This window comes from Rhizobacter sp. P3_B12, assembly GCF_056402895.1.
Genome location: NZ_JBFUGN010001201.1, coordinates 1 through 1,647 on the forward strand (window position 1 = coordinate 1; position 1,647 = coordinate 1,647).

Consider the following 1,647-nt stretch of genomic DNA (forward strand, 5'->3'; position numbering starts at 1 on the left):
CCGTGGCGCACGGCGACGCGATCCGCGCCGCGCGCGCGGCCGATCGCGCGGCGGTGGCGGGTGGCGCGGCGGTCGCGCTCGATTGGCAGCTCGACCTGCAGCGCAGCCGGCCCGTGCGCTTCGGCGGCTTCACCGCGGTGCATGAACCGAGCCGCCTCGGCGGCTACCAGCGCTTGCGCTACGACCGGCATGCGCCGTGGGAGAAGGACATCGCGTACTTCGACCGCTGGCAATCCACCACCAGCGTGCGGCCGCCGCGTGCCTACCTGCTGCCGCAGGCCTGGCACGACGTGGTGCTGCGCCTGCAGGCGCATGGGGTGGGCCTGCAGCGCGTCGCGCGTGCCGACCGCGTGCGGGCCGAGGCCTGCCGCATCGTGCACTTCGAGAAGCGGCGGGCGCCGTTCGAAGGCCGGCACCTGCACGATGTGCTGGAGGTCGCGATCGAGGCACGCCTCTTCGACGTGGCCGAAGGCGACTGGCTGGTGCCGCTCGGCGGGCCGCACGACCGCTTCATCGTCGAGGTGCTGGAGCCGCTGGGCATCGACAGCCTGTTCCGCTGGGCGTTCTTCGACAGCGTGCTCGACAAGAAGGAGGCCTTCAGCGACTACGTGTTCGAGGACGAGGCCGAGCGGCTGCTGGCCGAGGAGCCCGGCCTGCGCGATCGCTTCGATGAATGGAAGGCAGCCCACCCCGGCTTGCTCGGCGATCGCGACGCGGTGCTCGGCTTCATCTTCCTCGCCGCACAGCGCTACGCGGAGCCCGAATGGCGCCTGTATCCGGTGCTGCGCCTGCTCGAGCTGCCGCAAGCCTGAGCTGCCGCGCTCTCGATCAGGGGATCGGCGTCAGCACGAACGCGTGCTGCTGTCCGGCGATGGTGCCGGTGCCGGCGATCTGCCCCGCATCGTTCAGGTACAGCTTGTCGGCGTTGATGTTCGACAGCCCCGGCACCGCGCTGTTCAGGTTGACCATCACGCCGCCGGCGTAGAAGAACGGCTGCTTCGCGCCGCTCGCGATCGTCGAGCTGCCGACGACCTGGCCCGGCGCATTGACAGCGGTCGCGATGCTGGTGGTGCCGCCCAGCGTGCCCAGGTCCGTCATCGTCGTGCCGTCGTGCAGGAAGGCATGCGTCTGGTTGGCGGCAGTGCGTGCCGAGCCGACGACGTGCCCGTGCCGGTTGATCGCCTTGCCGAGGCTGCTGCTGCCGCCCAGCGTGCCCAGGTCGACCATGCCCTGCGCGCCGAGCAGGAACGCATGGCCGATGCCGGCCGCGGTGGCGCTGCTGCCGGTGACCTGGCCGCTGTCGTTCACCGCGAAGGCATTGCAGAAGCTGCCGCCCAGCGTGCCCGGGTCGATCAGGCCGCCGCCGCTCGACAGGAAGCAGCGCGCCTTGCCCGCGGTGTCGTAGGCGGAGCCGACGACCAGCCCGGCGTTGTTGATGGCATACGCCTGGCTGTAGTCGCCGCCGTAGGTGCCCAGGTCGGCCATGCCGGCGGCGGTGGCGAGGAAGGCGTGGTCCTTGCCGTCGGCGCGGCGCGAGTAGCCGGCGAACTGGCCGCTGTCATTGATCCCCACGACGATCGCGAAGCTGCCGCCCAGCGTGCCCACGTCGGCCACGCCGGCGGGCGACAGCAGCGCGGCATCGGTCGC

1 protein-coding gene and 1 pseudogene are annotated in these 1,647 nt (G+C 71.6%); one reads left to right on the top strand and one right to left on the bottom strand.

Annotated elements, in window-relative coordinates:
• A pseudogene (locus tag AC1D01_RS33750) lies at positions 1–812 on the top strand (M14 family zinc carboxypeptidase); the annotation flags it as partial.
• Positions 813–828: 16 nt separating this feature from the next.
• Here the strand turns inward: AC1D01_RS33750 and AC1D01_RS33755 are convergent.
• The coding region (locus tag AC1D01_RS33755) for a hypothetical protein (RefSeq protein WP_477873826.1) at positions 829–1,647 on the bottom strand (819 nt) is incomplete at its 5' end.